A 22668-nucleotide genomic window follows, 5' to 3' on the forward strand; every position below is an offset into this window, starting at 1 on the left:
GATGCCGGATCGTATCGACATCGCCTGGATCGTGCTGATCGGCCTCGCTCTTGCGACCATCCTGGTCCCTCCGTTGGTGCCGCGGCCGCTGCTCGGCAACGCACTGCTGCTCGCCTTCGCCGCGCTGAAGGGCCGCCGAATCGTGCTCGATTTCCTCGATCTCCGCGTCGCGCCCGCGCTCTGGCGCGGCCTCGTCAGCGCCTGGATCCTGATCGTGCTGCTGCTTGCATGGCTCGCCTCGGCCGTCGTTGCCCTGATCTGACGCGCTCATTGCGCCCTGACAAAGAACGGGCCGGGCAAAGCGGCAATAAATCGCAGCATCGCATTTCTTCAGGGAAGCAACCGGAAAGGATTGGCAATGGCTGAACGCCTGACCAAGTCGGCCGCTCGAAACGTGTTCTACGGCGGCTCGGCCTTTTTCTTCGCCATCTTCATAGGGCTGACGGCGCACAGCCATTACTACATGGCCACGAGCTCGACCGACGCGACCACGCTGACGTCGTCGGTCGCGCGCGGCAAGCATGTCTGGGAGAAGAACTCCTGCATCAATTGCCACACGCTGCTGGGCGAGGGCGCCTATTTCGCGCCCGAGGTCGGCAACGTCTGGGATCGCTGGGGCGGCAAGGAGGACCCGGCCGGCGCGCGCGAGACGCTGAAGGCGTGGATGCAGGCGCAGCCCTCGGGCGCATCGGGCCGGCGGCAGATGCCGCAGTTCAACCTGACCGACCAGGAGCTGAATGATCTCGCCGACTTCCTGCAATGGACATCGACGATCAAGCGCCAGGATTGGCCGCCGAACAAGGCGGGCTAGAGCATGATCCGGAAAAGTGTGAAGCGGTTTTCCGAATAGATCATGCTCAAACAACAAGGCGCAGCTTTCCTCTTTCAAGACAGAGAGAACCCGAGATGAAATACCAAACCCAGAAAGTCGCGATGCTGTACTTCTACGGCGCGCTGACGCTGTTCCTGGCCCAGGTCCTGTTCGGCCTGCTCGCCGGAACCATCTACGTCCTGCCCAACACGCTGTCGACGCTCCTGCCGTTCAACATCGTCAGGATGATCCACACCAATGCGCTGATCGTGTGGTCGCTGATCGGCTTCATGGGTGCGACCTACTTCCTGCTGCCTGAGGAAACCGAGACCGAGCTCTACAGCCCGCTGCTCGCAAAGATCCAGTTCTGGATGTTTTTTGGCGCCGCAGGCGTGGCCGTGGTCGGCTATCTCTTCCACTACCACGAGGGCCGCGAATTCCTCGAACAGCCCTTCATCATCAAGGTCGGCATCGTCGTCGTCTGCCTGATGTTCCTGTTCAACGTCACCATGACGGCGCTGAAGGGCCGCAAGACCACGGTCACCAACATCCTCTTGTTCGGCCTGTGGGGCGTTGCGATCTTCTTCCTGTTCGCCTTCTACAACCCGGCGAATCTCGCGGTCGACAAGATGTACTGGTGGTACGTCGTCCATCTCTGGGTCGAGGGCGTCTGGGAGCTGATCATGGCCTCCGTGCTCGCCTACCTCATGATCAAGCTCAACGGCATCGACCGCGAGGTGGTGGAGAAGTGGCTCTACGTCATCATCGGGCTTGCGCTGTTCTCCGGCATCCTCGGCACCGGCCATCACTTCTACTGGATCGGCGCGCCCGGCTACTGGCAGTGGATCGGCTCGCTGTTCTCCACGCTCGAGGTCGCACCGTTCTTCACCATGGTGATCTTCACGGTGCAGATGACCTGGAAGGCCGGCCGCAAGCATCCGAACCGCGCCGCGTTGTTGTGGTCGGTCGGCTGCTCGGTGATGGCGTTCCTGGGCGCCGGCGTCTGGGGCTTCCTGCACACGCTGTCCTCCGTGAACTACTACACCCACGGCACCCAGGTCACCGCGGCGCACGGCCATCTTGCCTTCTTCGGCGCCTATGTGATGCTCAATCTGTCCGTCATGGCCTATGCGATCCCGCAGATCAGGGGACGCGCGCCCTACAACCAGTGGCTCAGCATGACGAGCTTCTGGATCATGTGCACGGCCATGATGGTGATGACCTTCGCGCTGACCTTCGCCGGCGTGGTCCAGGTCCATCTCCAGCGCGTGCTCGGCCAGGGCTACATGGACGTGCAGGACCAGCTCGCTTTCTTCTACTGGATCCGGCTCGGCTCAGGCGTGTTCGTCGCGATCTCCACACTGATGTTCGTGTGGGCCGTGCTGGGGCCCGGCCGCGAGAAGCAGGCGGTCATTCCCGCCGCGCTGCAACCGGCTGAGTAAACGCACATGGCGGCCGCGGTTCGCCGCGGCCGCCATCTCAATGTGAATTGCGGAGAATGACCATGAAAGCTGCCCTTCACGCCGTCACTGCGCCGGCACCTGCGCTGCCGCCCTATGTCGCCAGCGGCAATGAATGCGCGCTGTTCGAGCACGCCTGGCGGCATCAGCTTCCGGTCCTGCTCAAGGGGCCGACCGGCTGCGGCAAGACCCGCTTCGTCGCGCATATGTCGGCGCGCCTCGGACTGCCGCTGCACACCGTCGCCTGCCACGACGATCTCACCGCGGCCGATCTCACCGGCCGCTATCTGCTGCGCGGCGGCGACACCGTGTGGACCGACGGTCCGTTGACACGCGCGGTGCGCGAGGGCGGCATCTGCTATCTCGACGAAGTCGTGGAAGCCGGTAAGGACGTTACCGTTGTGCTGCATCCCCTGACCGACGATCGCCGCATCCTGCCGCTGGAGCGTACCGGCGAGGAACTCGCCGCGCCGAACAGCTTCATGCTCGTGGTCTCCTACAACCCCGGCTACCAGACGCTGCTCAAGGCGCTGAAGCCGTCGACGCGGCAGCGCTTCGTTGCTATCGAATTCGGCTTCCTGCCACCCGAGCAGGAGATTGCCGTCGTGTCCGCCGAAAGCGGACTGTCGCCGGATCGCGTGCGGCCGCTGGTTGCGCTGGCCGGCCGGCTGCGCGCGCTCAAGGGCCACGATCTGGAGGAGGGCGTCTCGACCCGCCTCGTGGTCTATTGCGCCACCCTGATCGCCGCCGGCATGCCGATTGCCGATGCCGTGCTCGCCGGCATGATCGAGCCGCTGACCGACGATGCCGACGTCAAGGCGGCGCTGCTCGACGTCGCACGCGCCGTGATCGGGTGAGGCGGGTCCCATGCTCGACTTCCTCGAACTGGAGGAGACGGTCGGTCGTGCCTGGCACAAAATGGTCGGCGGCACCGCGAGCTATCCGGTTCACGCCGATCAAGCGGTGATGCTTGCAGAGATGAGGGGCCGGCTCGCGGTGATGTTCCGCGCGCTCGGCGGCGAGGCGGGCGTGCAGATCGCGAGCGCCGGCGCGCGCAAGTCCGGGCATCGGCTCGGCTGGCGGCAACGCATCGGTCTCGGCGACGAGCGCCTCGAGCAGCCGGGCCGCGACGCCGCGACCATCTTCCTTCCTGACAGTATCGCGATCTTTCCCGACAACGCGCTGAATGCAGCGCTCTATCGCTGGCTCGCGGCATGGTTCGCGGTCGCGCCGATCGAGACGATCACGGAGACCGATCCGCTCCGGCGCGATCTGCTCGTGCTGCGCCGCGCCGCCGAAACGGCTGTCTTCGTGCTCACGCAGTTTCCCGGGCTCGCCGCCGACTACGGCCAGCTCGCCGCGGCGACCGCCGAGGCCCGGCCGCGGCGTCCCCTGCCGCGCATCGAGCTGGAGATCGAGCAGATCGTTCTCGCCCTGCTCGGCGCCGGACGCGCGCCCGCCGGAAAATTGTGGTCGGCGATGATGGGAACGGGACCGCTGCCGGACGAGGCGCCCCCGGGCTATCGTCCGATCCTGCCATGCCCGCTGTGGGGCGATTGCTGGGCGCGCGAGCTTTCGCCCACGCATGCGGGCGCGGATGAGTGCGCTGATGGTGCGGAGCCCGCAAGCGAGGACAATCGCAAGCGTTTCGCCGTGCGCGAGCGCGAGGACGACGCCAATCGCCGCGATCCCTTCGTGCTCAACCGCTTCGAAAAAATCCTGGCGATGGCCGAGATGGTCAATGTCGATCGCCCGGCCGACGACAGCGAGGACGAGGACGCGCAGAAAGCGGCCGACGATCTCGAGGAGATCACGCTCAGCCGCCGCAGCGGCAAGCCGGCGAACCGGTTCAAGTTCGATCTCGACCTGCCGCCGGAGGCCCTCGATGCCTCGCGCCTGAATGCGGAACTGACCTATCCCGAATGGGATTATCGCAGCAGCTCCTATCTGCCCGATCATTGCCGCGTGCTCGCATCTCCGGCTTCGGAGACCGGCGAAACCTGGACGCCTGACGAGACCATGCGGCGGCACGTCCGCCAGGTGCGCCGCCGCTTCGAGGTCCTGCGTCCGCGTTACGAGCTGATGCGGGCCCAGGCTGACGGACACGACCTCGACCTCGACGCGCTGGTCCGTGCGAGGTGTGATCTCCGCGCCGGCAGCAGCAGCGGTCTCGATCGCGTCCATATGGCGATGCGCCCGCAAGGGCACGATCTCGCCGTCACGCTGCTCGTCGACGTCTCGCTTTCGACGGATGCCTGGGCCAATGGCTATCGGGTGCTCGACGTCGAGAAGGAGGCGCTGCTGGTGCTTGCCCACGGCGTCTCGGCCTGCGGCGATCACCACAGCATCCTGACCTTCACCTCGCGCCGGCGCTCCTGGGTGCGGCTCGAAACCGTCAAGGCCTTCGGCGAGCCGATGAGCGGCGTGGTCGAGCGCCGTATCGGCGCGCTCAAGCCCGGCTATTACACGCGGATCGGCGCGGCGGTGCGCCACGCCTCGGCCGAGCTTGCGCGCCAGCCGCAGCGCAAGAAGCTGCTGCTCGTCCTCACCGACGGCAAGCCGAACGACGTCGACCACTATGAGGGGCGCTTTGCGGTCGAAGACACCAGGAAGTCCGTGCAGGAAGCGCGCCGGCTCGGGATCGCGGTGTTCGGCGTGACGATCGACGCGGCGGCGCAATCCTATTTTCCGACGCTGTTCGGGCGCAGCGGCTATGCCATCGTCGGCAACATCAAGCGGCTGCCTGCGGCGCTGCCGGCAATCTACCGGCAGGTGGCGCACTGATGCGGGAAAGCGGCGGCGCCGTGTTCTCGCCTGAGCTATTGCTCATGGCCTGGGTATATGATCGAATGGCCGGATGGACCAGGGCCGGCCAAATCCCGATCTGATTATCTTCGACTGCGACGGCGTGCTCGTCGACAGCGAGCTCTTGAGCTGCCGCTGCCTGTCCGAGGTCTTGGCCGAATTCGGTCTCGTGCTCAGCGAGGCGCAGGCGCTCGAGCTGTTTCTCGGACGCAGCACCAAGGCGGTCGAGCAGCACTACCGCGATCTTGGTCAGGTCGTGCCGGATGGCTTCCTGCCGCGCCTGAAGTCGCGTGTGCTGGAGGCCTTTGCCGCCTCGCTCGAGCCGATCCCCGGGGTGGAGGCGGTGATCTCGGGGCTGACCGTGCCGTTCTGCGTCGCTTCATCCAGCGACCTCGACCGCGTCTCGCTCTCGCTCGACGTCACCCGTCTTCGGGCACATTTTGGCGATCGCCTCTACACTGCGCAGATGGTCAGGCACGGCAAGCCGGCGCCCGATCTCTTTCTCCATGCAGCCGAGAACATGCGCGTCTCGCCCTCGCGCACGCTGGTAATCGAGGACAGCGTCAGCGGCGTGCAGGCGGGCAAGGCGGCCGGCATGACCGTCTGGGGATTTGTCGGCGGCGGCCATTATCGCAGCCGCGACGGCCGGGCTATATTGTCCGCCGCCGGGGCCGATCGGGTCTTCGCGCGCATGAGCGATTTCTGGGAGGTGTGAGCCCGCATGGCCGCCGAGAACGACAAGTCGAGACTCGACGACGCCGCGCGCGCCGGCTGGCTCTATTTCATTGCCGGCCATACCCAGGATGAGATCGCGAAGATGCTCCAGGTCTCGCGCGCCTCGGCGCAGCGGCTGGTCTCGCTGTGCCTTGCCGAGCGGCTCATCACCTTCCGGCTCGAACACCCCATCGCCGCCTGCATGGAGCTGGCCGCGCGCCTGAAGCAACGGTTCAACCTCGTTCATTGCGAGGTGGTGCCGGCAGATCCTGCCGCGCCGCAGGCCACAGCCGGCATTGCCGAGCGCTGCGCCAATCTGCTCGACTCCACGCTGCGCTCGGAGACGCCCGTCATCGTTGCGCTCGGCACGGGGAGGGCGGTGCGTGCCGCGGTCGAGCGTGTCACGCCGATCGATCGGCCCAATCACCAGATCGTCTCGCTGGTCGGCAATATCTCCGCCGACGGCTCGGCGAGCTTCTACGACACCGTCGGCCGGCTCGCGGACCGCACCGGCGCGCGGCACTATCCGATGCCGCTGCCGTTCCTGATGTCGTCGGAGGACGAGCGCAACAAGATGGTGCGCATCGAGCCGATCGCCAAGGTGAAGGCGGTCGCGGCCAGGGCCGACCTGCGCCTCGTCGGCATTGGCCAGATGGACCAGAAGGCGCAGGTGCACGTCGACGGCTTCGTCACCCGTGACGAATTGTTCGAGATGATGCGCCTGGGAGCGATCGGCGAGATCACCGGCTGGGCTTATGATGCCAAGGGCCGCCTGCTCAAAGCCGGCACCAACAAGCGCCTCACCAGCATTCCTCCGGAAGTGCCGGCGAAGACCACGACCATCGGCGCCGCGGTCGGCGCCGCCAAGGTCCCGGCGATTGCTGCCGCGCTAAGCGGCGGCCTGATCAACGGATTGATCACGGACGAGGCGACGGCAAGGGCGATTCTGGAGCGCTGAGGCAGGCGGTCTCGCCACTTGAGCCGCCGTCATCGCCCGCCTTGTGCGCAATTGCGCACTGGGGCGGGCGATCCAGTACGCCGCAGCCCCTCTTGGGGCAAACCAATAGACGACACGGAGTACTGGATGCCCCGCCTGCCGCCTACGCTAAAGCTTCGGCGCCCCCAGACCCCCAACCCCGGCGAAGCCTTGGCGTAGCCGGGTCGCGGGGCATGACAGCGGAATGTGGTGCGAGAGCTCAGCCTCCCGCACCGCAGCACTCATAAGTTGCTGGAACGCCCGCGCGGCTGCTTGACAAGCACCGCGCCTGCGTTGAACATACGCCCAACGCGTGGGCATATGCTCAAAAGCGCGAGTCCAAGGGAGGTCACCATGAAACACGTCCTCGGCGCCGTCTGCGGCGCGTCCGTTCTGCTGGCCGTCCCTGCGATGGCCGAAACGACCCTGACGATCGCCACCGTCAACAATGGCGACATGATCCGCATGCAGGGGCTGACGGGTGAATTCACCAAGAAGAATCCTGAAATCACCGTGAAATGGGTGACGCTGGAGGAGAACGTGCTGCGGCAGCGCGTCACCACCGACATCGCCACCAAGGGCGGCCAGTTCGACGTCCTCACCATCGGCACCTATGAGGTGCCGATCTGGGCCAAGAAGGGCTGGCTGGTGCCGCTGGCCAATCTCGGCGCCGACTACGACGTCGCCGACCTGCTGCCCAAGATCAAGGACGCGGTCTCCGTCGACGGCAAGCTCTACGCCGCGCCGTTCTACGGCGAGAGCTCGATGGTGATGTATCGCACCGATCTGTTCGAGAAAGCCGGCCTGAAGATGCCGGAAAAGCCGAGCTGGGACTTCGTGATCGACGCCGCCAAGAAGCTGACCGACAAGAACGGAGGCGTCTACGGCATCTGCCTGCGCGGCAAGGCCGGGTGGGGCGAGAACATGGCCTTCCTCTCGGCGATGGCCAATTCCTACGGCGCGCGCTGGTTCGACGAGAAGTGGGAGCCGCAGTTCAACACGCCGGAATGGAAGACGACGCTCACCACCTATGTGAACCTGATGAAGGAAGCCGGCCCTCCCGGCGCGAGTTCCAACGGCTTCAACGAGAATCTGGCGCTGTTCAACGCCGGCAAATGCGCGATGTGGATCGACGCCACGGTCGCGGCGTCCTTTGTCACCAACCCGAAGGACTCCCAGGTCGCCGACAAGGTCGGCTTTGCGCTTGCGCCCAACACCGGGCTCGGCAAGAACGCCAACTGGCTGTGGGCCTGGAATCTCGCAATCCCGGCCGGCTCCAAGAAGACGGAAGCCGCCGAGAAGTTCATCGCCTGGGCAACGAGCAAGGACTACACAAAAATCGTGGCCGCGAAGGACGGGTGGGCCAATGTGCCGCCGGGCACGCGGACTTCGCTCTATCAGAATCCTGAATATCTAAAGGTCGCGCCCTTCGCCAAGCTGACGCTCGCTTCGATCGACGCGGCTGACCCGAACAAGCCGACCGTGAAGCCCGTGCCCTATGTCGGCGTGCAGTACGCCGCCATCCCCGAATTCCAGGGCATCGGCACGCAGGTGGGCCAGCAATTCTCCGCGGCTCTTGCGGGATCGACCAGCATCGATGCGGCGCTGTCGGCCGCGCAATCGTCCACCGAGCGCGAGATGAAGCGCGCCGGCTATATCAAGTGAACCCGAGCTCTCCCTCCTGAGCTCAAACTGGCGGCCATCCACCAGTCCAGCCCCGGTTGGATGGCCGCCTTCTTCCAGCGAGAGGAGTCATCAGGGATGGCAACCCGGCAGACGCAATTTCTTGCGCGGTCGCTCCTGACCCCGGCCGTCGGGCTCCTGTTCATCTGGATGATCATCCCGCTGGCGCTGACGCTCTATTTCTCGACACTGCATTACAGCCTGCTCGATCCCGGCTCGGAGGAATTCATCGGGCTGGAAAACTTCCGCTACTTTCTCACCGATCCCGCCTTCCTCGCCTCGCTCCAGAACACTCTGGTGCTGGTCGGCTCGGTGCTGGCGCTGACCATCCTGCTCGGCATTCCCCTGGCACTGCTGCTCGACCAGCCCGTGATCGGGCGCAATTTCGTCCGGCTGATGGTGATCGCGCCGTTCTTCGTGATGCCGACGGTGAGCGCGCTGGTCTGGAAGAACCTCTTGATGCATCCGGTCTCCGGCCTGTTCGCCTGGCTCGCCAGGCTGGTCGGGCTGACCCCGATCGACTGGTTCAACGACGTGCCGCTGCTCTCGGTGATCCTGATCGTCGCCTGGCAATGGCTGCCGTTCGCGACGCTCATTTTGCTCACCGCGCTGCAATCGCTCGACGAGGAGCAGAAGGAAGCCGCCGAGATGGACGGCGCGAGCGCTGTCTCGACCTTCATCTACATCACGCTGCCGCACCTGGCGCGACCGATCACGGTGGTGATCCTGATCGAGACCATCTTCCTGCTCACGGTGTTCGCCGAGATCTTCGTTACCACGGGCGGCGGGCCGGGCCTGCAAACCACCAACATCGCCTTCCTGATCTATTCGCAGGCGCTGATCCAGTTCGATGTCGGCAGTGCGTCGGCGGGCGGCCTCGTCGCGGTGGTGATCGCCAACATCGTCGCCTTCTTCCTCGTCCGCATCGTCGGTCGCAATTTGGAGGCCTGACATGGCGCGGATGGCAACGACGCGGCGGGTGGCGGTATCGACGGCGGCAGCCTGGCTGGTCGGCTTCCTGATCTTCTTCCCGATCCTGTGGATGGTGCTGGCGAGCTTCAAGACCGAGCTCGAGGCCTTCGCCATCCCGCCGTCCTTCCTGTTCTTCCACTGGACCACCGAGAACTATGCGACCGTGCAGGAGCGCAGCGACTATTTCCACCACGCGATGAACTCGATCATCATCGCCGGCGGCTCGACGCTGATTGCGCTGCTGATCGCAATCCCGGCGGCCTGGTCGATGGCGTTCTCGCCGACCAAGCGCACCAAGGACATCCTGCTCTGGATGCTCTCGACCAAGATGATGCCGCCGGTCGGCGTGCTGGTGCCGATCTACCTGATCTACAAGACGTTCGGTTTGCTCGATTCCCGCATCGGCCTGGTCTTCATCCTTTGCCTCGGGAACTTGCCGATCGTGATCTGGATGCTCTTCACCTATTTCAAGGAGATCCCGCGCGACATCCTGGAGGCCGCGCGCATGGACGGCGCCACCATCGGCCGCGAGCTCGTCTACGTGCTGACGCCGATGGCGATCCCGGGCCTGGCATCGACTTTGCTGCTCAATCTGATCCTGGCCTGGAACGAGGCGTTCTGGACGCTCAACCTGTCGACCTCGAGCGCTGCGCCACTCACGACATTCATCGCCTCCTATTCGAGCCCGGAAGGGCTGTTCTGGGCAAAACTGTCGGCGGCGTCCACGCTGGCGATCGCGCCCATTCTCGTCCTCGGTTGGTTCAGCCAGAAGCAGCTCGTGCGCGGGCTCACCTTTGGCGCGGTGAAATAGAGGGGCTGCGATGGGTCAGATCACACTTCAGGGCGTGCAGAAATCCTTCGGCCCCGTGCACATCATCAAGGGCGCCGACCTCGACATCGCCGACGGCTCCTTCGTGGTGTTCGTCGGTCCCTCCGGCTGCGGCAAGACCACGCTCTTGCGCTTGATCGCGGGGCTCGAGGACGTCAGCGGCGGCAAGATCCTGATCGACGGCAAGAACGTCGTCGACACGCCGCCCGCCAAGCGCGGGCTGTCGATGGTGTTCCAGTCCTACGCGCTCTATCCGCATATGAGCGTGCGCGGCAATATCGGCTTCGGCCTGAAGATGGCGGGGCTGCGCAAGGACGAGATCAACCGCAAGGTCGAGGCGGCCGCCGCGACGCTCAACCTTACGCCCTATCTCGACCGCAAGCCGCGCGAGCTCTCCGGCGGCCAGCGCCAGCGCGTCGCGATCGGCCGCGCCATCGTCCGCGAGCCCAAGGCGTTCCTGTTCGACGAGCCGCTGTCCAATCTCGACGCCGCGCTGCGCGTGCAGATGCGCATCGAGGTGACGCGGCTGCAGAAGCAGCTCGGCACCACCGCGATCTACGTCACCCACGACCAGGTCGAGGCCATGACCATGGCCGACAAGATCGTCGTGCTCAACGGCGGCAAGATCGAGCAATACGGCTCGCCGCTGGAGCTCTATGAGCGGCCCGCCAATCTCTTCGTCGCCGGCTTCATCGGCTCGCCCAAGATGAATTTCGTCACCGGCGAGCTCGCCTTGCAGCGCGGCGCCGCCACGATCGGCGTGCGTCCCGAGCATCTGAAGATCGAGCGGGACGGCGGAGGCGGCTGGCAGGGAACGATCGCGGTGGCCGAGCATCTCGGCAGCGACACCTTCCTTTACGTCGATGCCGGGCCGCTCGGCATGCTGACCGCGCGCTACATCGGCGAATTGAGCCTTCACGCCGGCGACCGCGTCTCGCTGGTGCCGGACCCCCAGCGCATTCACCGCTTCGACGACGGCGGCAACGCCCTTCGAGGCTAACAAGAAACGGCAAGAAAGACGTCAAGACAACGGATAGACACCATGTACCTGGAAAAATTCAAGCTGAGCGGCAAGACCGCGTTCATCACCGGCGGCGGGCAGGGCATCGGCCTTGGCTGCGCGGAGGCGCTGGCCGAGGCCGGCGCCCGGGTCATCATCGGCGACCGCGACAGCAAGGTCGCCGACAGAGCCAAAGCCAGCCTGAAGGCGAAAGGTTATGACGTCGAGACCGCGGTCATGGACGTCACAGACACCAGGCGCGTGGCGGAGGTCGCGAACGACCTCGTCGCCCGCCATGGCAAGGTCGACATCCTCGTCAACAATGCCGGCATCGCGCGCAGCGAGACGCCGGCCGAGACCGTCACTGACGAGCACTGGCTCAACGTCATCGACGTCAATCTCAACGGCACCTTCTGGTGCTGCCGCGAGTTCGGCAAGCACATGCTGAAGGCTGGAAGCGGCGCCATCGTCAATGTCGGCTCGATGTCCGGCTTCATCGTCAACAAGCCACAGGAGCAGTGCTTCTACAACGCCTCCAAGGCCGCCGTGCATCACCTCACCAAGTCGCTGGCCGCCGAATGGGGCGCGCGCGGCATCCGCGTCAACGCGGTGGCCCCGACCTATATCGAGACGCCGCTCAATGCCTTCGTGAAGAGCAATCCGAAGATGTACGACGCCTGGATCGGTGGAACCCCGATGGCGCGGATGGGGCAGGTCGAGGAGATCGCCTCCGTCGTGCTGTTCCTCTCATCCGAGGCCGCGAGCCTGATGACCGGCAGCATCGTGCTGGTGGATGGCGGTTACACTTGCTGGTAGGCTTGCGTCACAATTGACGGAAAGCGACCGGGAGCGACTATGCCGCGAGCGTATATCGGTGTCGACGTGGGGACCACGAGCACGCGGGCAGGGGTGTTTGACGAGGTCGGAACCTTGCTCGCCACCGCCAAGCATCCGATCCGGGTCTGGCACGAGGCCGGCGACATCGTCGAGCAATCCTCCCAGGATATCTGGGAGGCCTGCGTCAAATCGGTGCGGGCGGCGATGGCGGAAGCAGCAATTGCGCCGGGCAGCATCGGCGGCATCGGTTTCGACGCCACCTGTTCCCTTGTGGTGCTTGATGCGCAAGGCGAGCCGCTCACCGTCAGCGCGTCCGGCGATAAGCAGCGCAACGTCATCGTCTGGATGGACCATCGCGCCACGGCCGAAGCGCGGCTGATCAACGAGACCGAGGATGCGGTGTTGCGCTATGTCGGCGGCTCGATCTCGCCGGAGATGGAGATGCCGAAGCTCTTGTGGCTGAAGCGGCATCTGCGCGCGAGCTTTGACGCCGCAGGTCATTTCTTCGACCTGGCCGACTATCTGACCTGGCGCGCGACCGGCGCGCTGCAGCGTTCGACCTGCACCGTCACCTGCAAGTGGAACTATCTCGCCCATGACGGCGGCGCCTGGAGCGCGCCGTTCTTCAAGCGCATCGGCCTGTCCGACTTCGTCAATGAGGCATACGCCCGCATCGGCACCGACATCGTTGCGCCCGGTACGCGCCTCGGCGCGGGTCTCACGCCGGCAGCCGCAGCCGAGCTCGGCCTGATGCCGGGCACGCCGGTCGGGGCGTCCCTGATCGACGCGCATGCCGGCGGCATCGGCGCGATCGGCGGGCGCGACGGGGTGGGCGGCGCGAGCGATGTCAGCGACCGTCTCGCCTACATCATGGGAACGTCGGCCTGCATCATGGCGACGACGAAGGAGCCGTGCTTCGTCCCCGGTGTGTGGGGTCCCTATTATTCCGGCATGGTGCCGGAGTTCTGGCTGAACGAAGGCGGGCAGTCCGCCGCGGGCGCCGCGATCGATCATCTTCTCAAGTCGCATCCCGGCCATACTGATGCGAGCGCGGCGGCGCGGAGTGAGGGCCTCGACGTCATCGATTTCCTCGAGCGCCGCATCATCGCGCGCGCCGGTGATGCCAGCCGCGCCGCGCTGCTCGCGCGCGATGTCCATGTGCTGCCTGAGTTCATCGGCAACCGCTCGCCCTATGCCGATCCTGATACGCGCGCGGTGATCGCCGGTCTCGATCTCGACACCGATATCGCCTCGATGGAGCGGCTGTTCGTTGCCGGTCTCTGCGGTCTCGCCTATGGGCTTGCCGAAGTGATCGAGGCCTTTGCCGCGCATGGGGTCCGTTCCAGCCTCATGATCATGGGCGGCGGTGCCAGTCGCAGCCCGCTGGTGCGGCAGATCATGGCGGATACCACTGGCCTCACGGTCGCACTGCCGCAGACGAAGGAGCCTGTGCTATTGGGCGCCGCGATGCTCGGCGCCGTCGCCGGCGGCGCCTCTGCCTCGATCGGCGAGACCATGGCAAAAATGTCGGCGCTGGGACGCAAGAGCGAGCCGACCGCGCCCGACATGGCCGCCTTTCACATGCGCAAGCGTGAGGTCTACAAGCTGCTGCGCGAGGTCGATCGCGGCAGCCGTGCCGCGATGGCTGACATCGCCAGAGGTTGAAGAGACATGCTGATTGCCTGCGGCGATGCGCTAATCGATTTCGTACCGACGCGAAACGCTGAGGGACGCGAGGCGGTGATGCCCGCGGTCGGCGGCTCCTGCCTGAATGTCGCGATCGGCATGGCGCGGCTGGGCGCGCCGACCGGCTTCGTCGGCGGCATCTCGACCGACCTGTTCGGACGGATGATCGCAGACCACGCGACCGCCTCGAACGTCGGCCTGGATCTCGCCACCCGCAGCGACCACCAGACCACGCTCGCCTTTGTCCGCATCGTCGCCGGCGAGTCGCATTATGCCTTCTACGATGCCGAGACCGCGACGCGGAGCTGGACCTACCGGCGCGGGACAATTTCCTTCGATAAGGTCGAGGCCGTCCATGTCGGCTCCACCACGCTGGTCAACGACAAGGGCGCCGCCGAGACCAAGGCCCTGATCGCGGACGCACGGGCGTCGTCGACGATCTCGTTCGATCCGAACTGCCGCCCCAATCTGGTCAAGGACAAGCCGGCCTATCTCGCGCGCATGGCCGAGTTTGCGGGAGGCGCCGATCTCATCAAGATGTCGGATGTCGATTTCACCTATCTCTTCGGCGACGAACCGTATCAGCAGCGGGCGAGCACATTGCTCGAGCAGGGCACGAGTCTCGTCGTCATCACCCGCGGCAACAACGGTGCCGTCGCCTGGCACGGGGCCACAGGGCAGATTGAAGTGCAAGCACCAAAGGTCGAGGTCGCCGATACCATCGGCGCCGGCGACAGCTTTCAGGCCGCGCTGCTGTTCGCCCTGTACAAGCAAGGCCGCATCGCCCGGCAGCGGCTCAAGGACATCAATGCCGACGAGCTCCGCCGCGCGCTGTCCTTTGCCGCCAATTGCGCCGGCCTGACCTGCACCCGTCCGGGCGCCGATCCCCCCTGGAGCCACGAGATCGGCTGGAGCCCGTAGCCGTCACAACGCCGCCACGACCTTCTCGGCGCATTTGAGGAAGGTGCGGATCAGCGGGCTGTGCGAGTCCCGCCGCCAGCAGACCGCGATGTCGAGGGAGTCTGCGGCATCGCGCAGCGGCCTGAACACGATGCCGCGCGGCGCGCCGAGCTGCGCGCAGGCGGGCAGGATGGCAAAACCTTCACCTGCAAGAACCAGGCTCATCGCCGAATGCACCGTCTCCACCCGGCTCGCGATCGGCATCACCACCTGGTGCCGGCGCAGCAGCGCCACGACCGCGGACGAGGCGGGGCCATGGTCCGGGTGCGGGAGTGCGATCAGCGGACGGCCCTGCAATTTCGCCATAGGCACGGAGCTCAGCCGGGCGAGCGGCGAGCGGATCGGCATGGCCAGCATGAAGGGCTGCGCACCGATCCGCGCCAGCTGGATTTCGGGATGGTTGATCGCCGGCATGCACAGCGCGACCGTGACGCTGCGGTCGAGCAGCCGGGCCTCGCGCGTCGAGGCGCTGAGCTCGGCGAACTCGAGGTCGACGCCTGGAACGGAGCGGCGCAGCTCCGGGATGAGCCGCGGCAGGATCGCATTGGCCAGCACGAACATGTAGCCGACCGACAGCCGCCCGCGCCGCCCCGAGGCAACCGCGCGCGCGGCCTCGATGCCGTCGGCCGCCAGCGCCAGCGCTTCGCTGGCGCGCACCAGCAGCGCCTGGCCCGCCTCGGTCAGGTCCATGCCGCGGGTGCCGCGGCGGAACAGCGGAGCGCCGACCTCGGCCTCGAGCTTGCGGATTTGTACCGAGAGCGGCGGCTGCGCCATGCGCAGCCGCTCGGCGGCCTTGCCGACGCTGCGCGCCTCTGCCACGGCGACGAAATAGCGGAGCCGGCGGAGATCCATTGGCATACCGAAAACGTATGGGTTGGCGACCAAAATCGTATTGGACGGCGAGTTAACAAAACTGTCATTCTCGCTGTCAATGCCTGCCAACGGTGGCCGGCTTTTCGGAGCGTGATGTGACGATGAACGGCGATCCCTGTCTCCTGTCCGCAACCGAGCTGCGCGGCCTGATTGCCGCAAGGAAGATTTCCCCCGTCGAGATCGTCAGCGCCGTGCTCGCCCGCGCCGAGGTGCTGCAGCCCGAACTCAACTGCTTCATCACGCTCTGCGGCGACGAGGCGATGGCGCAAGCGCGCGTGGCCGAGCGCAAGGTGATGGCCGGTGAGCCGCTCGGCCTGCTGCACGGCATCCCCGTGACCGTCAAGGACATCGTCAACACCAAGGGCGTCAAGACCACTTTCGGCGCCGTTCCCTACAAGGACAATGTGCCGGCCGAGGATGCCGTCGCGGTGGCGCGGCTGCGCAGCGCGGGCGCGATCCTGATCGGCAAGACCACGACGCCGGAATTCGGCAGCAAGTGCCTGACGGATTCGCCGCTGTTCGGCCGCACCCGCAATGCCTGGGACGCCTGCCGCTCCTCCGGCGGCTCCAGCGGCGGCGCGGCGGTGGCGGTGGCGAGCGGCATCGCGCCGCTGGCGATTGGGACCGACGGCGGCGGCTCGACCCGTATTCCCGCCGCCTGCAACGGCGTGGTCGGCCTGAAGCAGAGCAATGGCGTGATACCGCACAGCCAGGCCCTCGACGTCTTCGGCAACCAGACCTATGTCACACCGACCACCCGCACCGTCGCCGACACCGCGCTGATGATGCAGGCGATGGCCGGCGAGGACCCTGTCGATCCCTGGTCGATCGGCGTACCCGTGCCCGACTTCATCGGCACCGCCGGCCCGCGCGGCGATCTGCGCGGGTTGCGAATCCTGTACTGTTTGACGCCGCCGGGCCGCCCCGTCTCCGCCGAGGTCGCCGCCAATTTCAAGGCGAGCCTCGACCGGCTGGCCGGCCTGGGCGCCGAGCTCGAGGAATTCTCCGGCGAGGGCTTTGACATCGAGCCGATCTGGCGCGCCATCAACCACACCGTCTGGCGCACGCGTTTTGCCAAGCTCGCGGCCGAGCACGGCGACGAGCTGAGCGAGGCCTTCCTCAAGCAGCTCGCGCTCGCCACCGAGGTCAGCGGCGTCGACTACCAGGAGGCGATGTTCGCGCGCACCGCGCTGTTCCGTCGCGTGCAATCCCTGCTTGCGCGCGGGCACTTTTTGGCGATGCCGACGCTCACCCGCACGGCGCTGCCGATCAAGCAGGATCTGTTCGGCAGCATCGAGATCGACGGCCGGCATTTCGACAGCGTCCGGCCAAACTGGTTCCCCTGGACCATGCCGTTCAACATGACCGGGCATCCCGCCGTCAGCCTTCCCTCAGGCTTTGCCCGCGACGGGCTGCCGATCGGGCTTCAGCTGGTCGGCCGCTTCCGGGCCGACGCCGAATTGCTGCGCGTCAGCGCGCTGTTCGAGGCATCGAGCGACCTTCTGTCCCGTTGGCCGGGCTGAGGAAATGGGCATGCAGCAAAGCCCTTGCCTCCGCCGTCCGGACATGTTGATCGTGCCGCGGATGAGCCCTGAAGCCGAGCGCGCATGAGCGTATTTGTCCTCCGACGTCTGGTGACCCTGCTGGCGACGCTGGTCGGCGCATCGCTGATCATATTCCTGGTGCTCGATGCGCTGCCGGGCAATGCCGCGCAGATGCTGATGGGCGCCGACGCCTCGCCGGACGCGGTGCGCGCGCTCACCGTCAAGCTCGGCCTCGACCAGCCGCTGGCGGTTCGCTACCTGCAATGGATCAAGGGCCTCCTCATTGGCGATCTCGGCAATTCCTATGTCTATGGCACGCCGGTCGCCAGCCTGATCGCGGAGAGGCTGGTGCTGACCATTCCGCTCGCGATCATGTCGATGGCGATCACGGTGACGCTGGCGCTCTCGGCCGGCATCTACACCGCCGCCAACCACAACAAGCTCGGCGACGTCGGCGTGATGTCGCTGACGCAAGTGGGCATCGCGTTGCCGAATTTCTGGTTCGCGATCCTGCTGGTCCTGTTGTTCGCGGTGCGGCTGCAATGGCTTTCGGCGGGCGGCTTCGCCGGCTGGGAGGACGGCATCTGGCTCGGGGTCAAGTCGCTGCTGCTCCCGGCAATCTCGCTCGCGGTGGTGCAGGCGGCGATCCTCGCCCGCGTCACGCGCTCGGCCGTGCTCGAAGTGCTGCGCGAAGATTTCGTCCGCACCGCCCGCGCGAAGGGGCTCGGCAAGCGGGAGGTGCTGTGGAGCCACGTGCTGCGCAACGCCATGATCCCCGTGATGACGGTGATGGGCCTGCAATTCGCCAATCTGCTCGCCGGCACCATCGTGATCGAGAACGTGTTCTATCTGCCGGGCCTCGGCCGGCTGATCTTCCAGTCGATCGCCAACCGCGACCTGATCGTGGTGCGCAATTGCGTGATGCTGCTGGCGACCATGGTCGTCATCGTCAACTTCGTCGTCGACGTGCTCTATGCCTTCATCGATCCCCGCATCAAGGTGCACGACCTGTGAGCGCGCCCGTGACCACTTCCATTAACGCACCCGTCGCGACGCGCCGTCTGCCGGCCAAGACCTTCTGGGGCCGCGCGCTGCGCCATCGCAGTTTTGTCTTGGGCGGCGCGCTCAGCCTGCTGGTGCTTGCCTCGGCGCTGCTGTCGCTGGTGTGGACGCCGTGGTCGCCTTACGAGATCGACATCGCCTCGAAACTCCGGCCGCCCTCGGCGGAGCACTGGCTCGGCACCGATTCCTTCGGCCGCGATATCGTCTCGCTGCTGCTCGCCGGCGCCCGCTCCACCATCATGGTCGGCATCATCGCGGTCAGCATCGGTCTCACCTTCGGCGTCTGCCTCGGCCTGATCGCCTCGGCCAGGCGGAGCTGGACCGAAGAGATCATCATGCGCTTCTCCGATTTCACCTTCGCCTTTCCGGCCGTGCTGTCCGCGATCATGCTCGCCGCGGTCGTCGGACCCGGCATGGTGACCTCGATCGTCGCAATCGGCATCTTTCAGATCCCGACATTGACCCGGCTGACGCGCGGCTCGGCCAACGCGATCTGGGCGCGCGAATTCGTGCTGGCGGCGCGCGCCTCGGGGAAAGGAAAATTCCGCATCACCATCGAGCACGTGCTGCCCAACATCCTGTCGATCCTGATCGTGCAGGTGACCATCCAGTTTGCGCTCGCCATTCTCGCGGAGGCCGCCTTGTCCTATCTCGGCCTCGGCACCCAGCCGCCGCAGCCGTCCTGGGGCCGGATGCTGAACGACGCGCAGACGCTGCTGTTCCAGTCGCCGATGCTCGCGGTCTATCCGGGCGCGGCGATTGCCGTCGCCGTGCTCGGCCTCAATCTGCTCGGCGACGGATTGCGCGACCTGCTCGATCCCCGTCTGGCGCGGGAGCGATGACGATGGCTGAGCGCTCCGACATGCCGCTGATCGAGGTCGAAAATCTCGGCGTCCGCCTCAACACCAGCCGCGGGCCGGCGCAGGCCGTGCGCGGCGTCAGCTTCTCCCTCAAGCGCGGCGAGACGCTCGGGCTCGTCGGCGAGTCCGGCTGCGGCAAGTCGGTTACCGCAATGTCGCTGATGGGCCTGTTGCCGGATAGCGCCGTGGTCTCGGGCAGCATCAAGCTCGACGGCAACGAGCTCGCCGGCTTGCCGGATTCCGACTACTGCCGCCTGCGCGGCAACCGCATCAGCATGATCTTCCAGGAGCCGATGACCGCGCTCAATCCGATGCACACGATTGGCAACCAGGTCGCCGAGCCGCTGCGGCGTCACAAGAAATACTCGGCGGCGCAGGCGCGCAAAGAGACGATCGCCTTGCTCGACCGCGTCGGGCTGCCCGACCCGGCGCGGCGTGTCGATGCCTATCCGCACCAGTTCTCCGGCGGCCAGCGCCAGCGCATCACCATTGCCATGGCGCTCGCCTGCGAGCCGGATCTCTTGATCGCGGACGAGCCGACCACTGCGCTCGACGTCACCATTCAGGGCCAGATCCTCGACCTCATCGCCGATCTCGTCGAGGAGCGTGGCATGTCGATGATCCTGATCTCGCACGATCTCGGCGTCATCGCCGAGAACGTCCAGCGCATGATGGTGATGTATGGCGGCACCGTGGTCGAGAGCGGGCCGACCGACGAGGTGTTCCGCCGCATGGGCCATCCCTATACGCAGGGCCTGTTCCGCGCCCGGCCGAAGCTCGGCGCGCGCAAGGGGACGCGGCTGAAGACGATCTCGGGCACGGTGCCGGAGCTCGCGGACCTTCCGGCCGGCTGCACGTTCTCGGAACGATGTCCGCTCGTGATCGATGCGTGCCGCGCCGCGCTGCCGCCGATGGTCGACGTCGGGCCCGGCCATTTCGTGCGCTGCATCCGAACGGATGTCTCGATGGCTGCGAATGTCGGAGCGCTGTCCGCATGAGCACGGCGCCGCTTCTTGATGTGAAGGATCTCGAGCAGCGCTACACGCTGCCGCGCGAGAGCCTGTTTCGTCCGCCCGGGCAGGTGCGCGCGCTCAATGGCGTCAGCGTGACGGTCGCGGCCGGCAAGAGCCTCGGCATCGTCGGCGAGTCCGGTTCGGGAAAGTCCACTTTTGCGCGCGTCGTGATGGCGCTGGAGCGGCCGACCTCGGGGCAGGTCGCGCTGCTCGGACGCGATCTCAACCGCATCTCCCCCGACGAGTTGCGCCGAGCCCGGCGCGATTTCCAGATGGTGTTCCAGGACCCCTACGGCTCGCTCGATCCGCGCCAGACCATCGCGCGCATCGTGGCCGAGCCGCTGACCGTGCTGGAAGGCGCCGACCGCACCACCTTCCGCGACCGCGTCGCCGCCGTGCTGCGCCAGGTCGGCCTGCGCGATGCCGACATGGACAAATATCCGCATGAGTTTTCCGGCGGCCAGCGCCAGCGTATCGCGATCGCGCGGGCGCTGATCACCCAGCCGAAGCTGATCGTCGCCGACGAGCCGGTCTCCGCGCTCGACGTCTCCGTGCAGGCGCAGGTGCTCAACCTGATGCAGGACCTCCAGGAGCAGTTCGGCCTCAGCTACATCCTGATCAGCCATGATCTCGCCGTCGTCGACTATCTCTGCGACGAGGTCGCGGTGATGTATCTCGGCCGTATCGTCGAGCAGGGACGCCCGGCGGACCTGTTCGAGCATTGTGCCCATCCCTATACAAGGGCGCTGCTGGACGCCGTGCCGCGGGCGCGCGCCGGCGGCGGCCGGCGCCGGCGCGGGGCCCAGGCGATCGCCTCGCAATCGGCGGCAGCCAGCGGGTGTCCCTATGTGGCGCGTTGTCCGCTTGCGGACCAGCATTGCCGCGAGGTCCTGCCTGAGCTACGCACGGTGGGCGAGGGGCACCTTGCCGCCTGTCACAAGGCGGAGGCCGTGATGGCGTTGCCGCTAGCCGCCATGGAAGGTTAGTGTCCGGAGCAGGATTGGCGTAGGCTTACGAAGACAGCAGGCTGGGGAGTTACGAGATGTTCAGGAAACTATCGATCGTCGCATTTGCCGCCGCGCTCGTTGCAGCGCCGCTGCCGGTCCAGGCGCAGAGCAAGAAGGACAGCGTCGTCATGGCGATGGCGCTGGAGCCGCCGGGGCTCGATCCCACCAATGCCGCCGCGGCTGCGATTGCCGAGGTCACACTCTACAACATCTACGAGACGCTGACCAAGATCAACGAGGACGGCTCGGTCTCGCCGCTGCTGGCCGAGAGCTGGACCGCTTCGTCCGACCTGAAGACCTACACCTTCAAGCTGCGCAAGGGCGTCAAATTCCAGAACGGTGAGCCGTTCGACTCCGCTGCGGTGAAGTTCTCGTTCGAGCGCAATGCGGTGCCGACCAGCACCAACAAGGACAAGAGCCTGTTCCAGGCTTTCGAGAAGGTCGAGACGCCCGACGCCGACACCGTCGTGATCACAGTGAAGTATTCCGAGCCGAACCTGCCGTTCCTCCTTGGGCAGGCGAGCGGCTCGATCGTCGAGCCGAAGAGCGCAGCCACCAACGTCACGCAGCCCGTCGGCACCGGGCCTTATCAGTTAGGGGGCTGGGCCAAGGGCTCCTCGATCACCCTGACCAAATGGGCCGACTATCGCAACGCCGCGGCGATCAAACTTTCGAAGGTGACGATCCGCTTCATCTCCGATCCCGCCGCGCAGGTGGCGGCGCTGCTGTCGGGCGACGTCGATGCATTCCCGCGCGTCGCCGCGGCGCGCGCCTTGCCCCAGTTTAAGTCCGATCCGCGCTTTGCGGTGCTGGTCGGGGGCTCCAAGGCCAAGACCATCGTCGCATTCAACCAACGCAAGAAGCCGCTCGATGACGTCCGCGTTCGCCGCGCCATCATTGCCGCGATCGACCGCAAGGCCATGATCGACGGCGCCGTCGACGGTTTCGGTACGCCGATCGGCAGCTTCTACGTGCCGGGATCGCTCGGCTATGTCGACACCACCGGCATTAACCCCTACGACCCCGAGAAGGCCAAGAAGCTGCTCGCGGAAGCGGGCGTCACCACGCCGCTCGAACTGTCGCTGAAGCTGCCGCCGCCGTCCTATGCGCGGCAGGGCGGCGAGATCGTCGCGGCCCAGCTCGCCAAGGTCGGCATCATCGCCAAGATCGAGAACGTCGAATGGGCGCAGTGGCTGTCGCAGGTGTTCGCCGGCAACGGTCCGCATAATTTTGACCTTACCATCGTCAGCCATGTCGAGCCGTTCGACCTCGTCAAGATCACCGAGCCCGACTACTATCTCGGCTACAACAACGAGAAGTTCAACGCACTCTACAAGCAGATCGTCTCGACCCCGGACGAGGCGGCCCGCGCAAAGCTGCTCGGCGACGCCCAGCGCATGCTGGCCACCGACGCCGTCTCCGCCTACCTCTACCAGCCGCAGCTCATCACCATCACAGCCAAGAAGCTGAAGGGCATCTGGAAGGACGTCCCGCAATACGAGAACGATTTCTCGACCTGGTATTGGGAGTAGGGGGCGGCGAGAGTGCGGTGCATATGACTCGTTGCTGCGGCCTG

The 22668-nt window shown here is 66.0% G+C and carries 21 protein-coding genes; 20 read left to right on the plus strand and 1 reads right to left on the minus strand.

Annotated elements, in window-relative coordinates; all coding sequences use genetic code 11:
* Nucleotide 1: 1 nt before the first annotated feature.
* From GGD63_RS09850 to GGD63_RS09915, 14 genes are all read left to right on the plus strand, one after another.
* On the plus strand, nucleotides 2–262 hold the full coding sequence (locus tag GGD63_RS09850) for a cytochrome C oxidase subunit IV family protein (RefSeq protein ID WP_183241249.1): 261 nt from the start codon (nucleotides 2–4) through the stop codon (nucleotides 260–262).
* A gap of 96 nt (nucleotides 263–358) precedes the next feature.
* On the plus strand, nucleotides 359–811 hold the full coding sequence (locus tag GGD63_RS09855) for a cytochrome c (RefSeq protein ID WP_183241251.1): 453 nt from the start codon (nucleotides 359–361) through the stop codon (nucleotides 809–811).
* 95 nt (nucleotides 812–906) lie between these two features.
* Nucleotides 907–2253 carry a cbb3-type cytochrome c oxidase subunit I gene (locus tag GGD63_RS09860; RefSeq protein WP_183241252.1) on the plus strand — a complete coding sequence of 449 codons (1347 nt, stop codon included), beginning with the start codon at nucleotides 907–909 and terminating at the stop codon, nucleotides 2251–2253.
* A 62-nt stretch (nucleotides 2254–2315) separates the two neighbouring features.
* The gene (locus tag GGD63_RS09865) at nucleotides 2316–3128 is read left to right on the plus strand and encodes a CbbQ/NirQ/NorQ/GpvN family protein (RefSeq protein WP_183241254.1); all 813 of its coding nucleotides are present in this window, start codon (nucleotides 2316–2318) and stop codon (nucleotides 3126–3128) included.
* Nucleotides 3129–3138: 10 nt separating this feature from the next.
* Entirely contained in the window at nucleotides 3139–5055 is a 1917-nt protein-coding gene (locus GGD63_RS09870) for a nitric oxide reductase activation protein NorD (RefSeq protein WP_183241256.1), read from the plus strand.
* A 73-nt stretch (nucleotides 5056–5128) separates the two neighbouring features.
* Complete coding sequence (locus GGD63_RS09875; protein ID WP_183241258.1) at nucleotides 5129–5791, plus strand: HAD family hydrolase; 663 nt, start codon at nucleotides 5129–5131, stop codon at nucleotides 5789–5791.
* A 6-nt stretch (nucleotides 5792–5797) separates the two neighbouring features.
* A complete protein-coding gene (locus GGD63_RS09880) occupies nucleotides 5798–6748 on the plus strand; it encodes a sugar-binding transcriptional regulator (RefSeq protein ID WP_183241259.1) in 951 nt (316 codons plus the stop codon).
* A gap of 372 nt (nucleotides 6749–7120) precedes the next feature.
* Complete coding sequence (locus tag GGD63_RS09885) at nucleotides 7121–8431, plus strand: sugar ABC transporter substrate-binding protein (RefSeq protein WP_183241261.1); 1311 nt, start codon at nucleotides 7121–7123, stop codon at nucleotides 8429–8431.
* A gap of 96 nt (nucleotides 8432–8527) precedes the next feature.
* Nucleotides 8528–9400, plus strand: coding sequence for a carbohydrate ABC transporter permease (locus GGD63_RS09890; RefSeq protein ID WP_183241263.1), 873 nt, complete (start codon nucleotides 8528–8530; stop codon nucleotides 9398–9400).
* A gap of 1 nt (nucleotide 9401) precedes the next feature.
* Nucleotides 9402–10232 carry a carbohydrate ABC transporter permease gene (locus tag GGD63_RS09895; protein ID WP_183241265.1) on the plus strand — a complete coding sequence of 277 codons (831 nt, stop codon included), beginning with the start codon at nucleotides 9402–9404 and terminating at the stop codon, nucleotides 10230–10232.
* Nucleotides 10233–10242: 10 nt separating this feature from the next.
* Nucleotides 10243–11250: an ABC transporter ATP-binding protein gene (locus tag GGD63_RS09900; protein ID WP_183241266.1), complete on the plus strand. Its 1008-nt coding sequence runs from the start codon at nucleotides 10243–10245 to the stop codon at nucleotides 11248–11250.
* Between the two features lie 42 nt (nucleotides 11251–11292).
* Nucleotides 11293–12066 carry an SDR family NAD(P)-dependent oxidoreductase gene (locus tag GGD63_RS09905; RefSeq protein WP_183241268.1) on the plus strand — a complete coding sequence of 258 codons (774 nt, stop codon included), beginning with the start codon at nucleotides 11293–11295 and terminating at the stop codon, nucleotides 12064–12066.
* A gap of 39 nt (nucleotides 12067–12105) precedes the next feature.
* Nucleotides 12106–13752, plus strand: coding sequence for an FGGY-family carbohydrate kinase (locus tag GGD63_RS09910; protein ID WP_183241270.1), 1647 nt, complete (start codon nucleotides 12106–12108; stop codon nucleotides 13750–13752).
* A 6-nt stretch (nucleotides 13753–13758) separates the two neighbouring features.
* Complete coding sequence (locus tag GGD63_RS09915) at nucleotides 13759–14694, plus strand: carbohydrate kinase (RefSeq protein WP_183241271.1); 936 nt, start codon at nucleotides 13759–13761, stop codon at nucleotides 14692–14694.
* 3 nt (nucleotides 14695–14697) lie between these two features.
* On the opposite strand, the gene GGD63_RS09920 is transcribed toward GGD63_RS09915, so the two are convergent.
* Nucleotides 14698–15585: a LysR family transcriptional regulator gene (locus GGD63_RS09920; protein WP_183241273.1), complete on the minus strand. Its 888-nt coding sequence runs from the start codon at nucleotides 15583–15585 to the stop codon at nucleotides 14698–14700.
* Nucleotides 15586–15707: 122 nt separating this feature from the next.
* Between GGD63_RS09920 and GGD63_RS09925 the strand changes: the two genes are divergently transcribed.
* From GGD63_RS09925 to GGD63_RS09950, 6 genes are all read left to right on the plus strand, one after another.
* Complete coding sequence (locus GGD63_RS09925; protein WP_183241635.1) at nucleotides 15708–17129, plus strand: amidase; 1422 nt, start codon at nucleotides 15708–15710, stop codon at nucleotides 17127–17129.
* Between the two features lie 84 nt (nucleotides 17130–17213).
* Complete coding sequence (locus GGD63_RS09930) at nucleotides 17214–18164, plus strand: ABC transporter permease (RefSeq protein WP_183241275.1); 951 nt, start codon at nucleotides 17214–17216, stop codon at nucleotides 18162–18164.
* Nucleotides 18161–19054 (plus strand): ABC transporter permease, encoded by an 894-nt coding sequence (locus GGD63_RS09935; RefSeq protein WP_183241276.1) that lies wholly within the window; start codon nucleotides 18161–18163, stop codon nucleotides 19052–19054. The genes GGD63_RS09930 and GGD63_RS09935 overlap by 4 nt, the downstream gene beginning before the upstream one ends.
* Before the next feature lie 2 nt (nucleotides 19055–19056).
* The gene (locus tag GGD63_RS09940; protein WP_183241278.1) at nucleotides 19057–20070 is read left to right on the plus strand and encodes an ABC transporter ATP-binding protein; all 1014 of its coding nucleotides are present in this window, start codon (nucleotides 19057–19059) and stop codon (nucleotides 20068–20070) included.
* Entirely contained in the window at nucleotides 20067–21071 is a 1005-nt protein-coding gene (locus tag GGD63_RS09945; RefSeq protein ID WP_183241279.1) for an ABC transporter ATP-binding protein, read from the plus strand. The genes GGD63_RS09940 and GGD63_RS09945 overlap by 4 nt, the downstream gene beginning before the upstream one ends.
* A gap of 56 nt (nucleotides 21072–21127) precedes the next feature.
* Nucleotides 21128–22624: an ABC transporter substrate-binding protein gene (locus GGD63_RS09950; protein WP_183241281.1), complete on the plus strand. Its 1497-nt coding sequence runs from the start codon at nucleotides 21128–21130 to the stop codon at nucleotides 22622–22624.
* Nucleotides 22625–22668 lie beyond the last annotated feature (44 nt).

Origin of the sequence: Bradyrhizobium sp. cir1 (assembly GCF_014198245.1) — a bacterium.
Classification (GTDB): domain Bacteria; phylum Pseudomonadota; class Alphaproteobacteria; order Rhizobiales; family Xanthobacteraceae; genus Bradyrhizobium.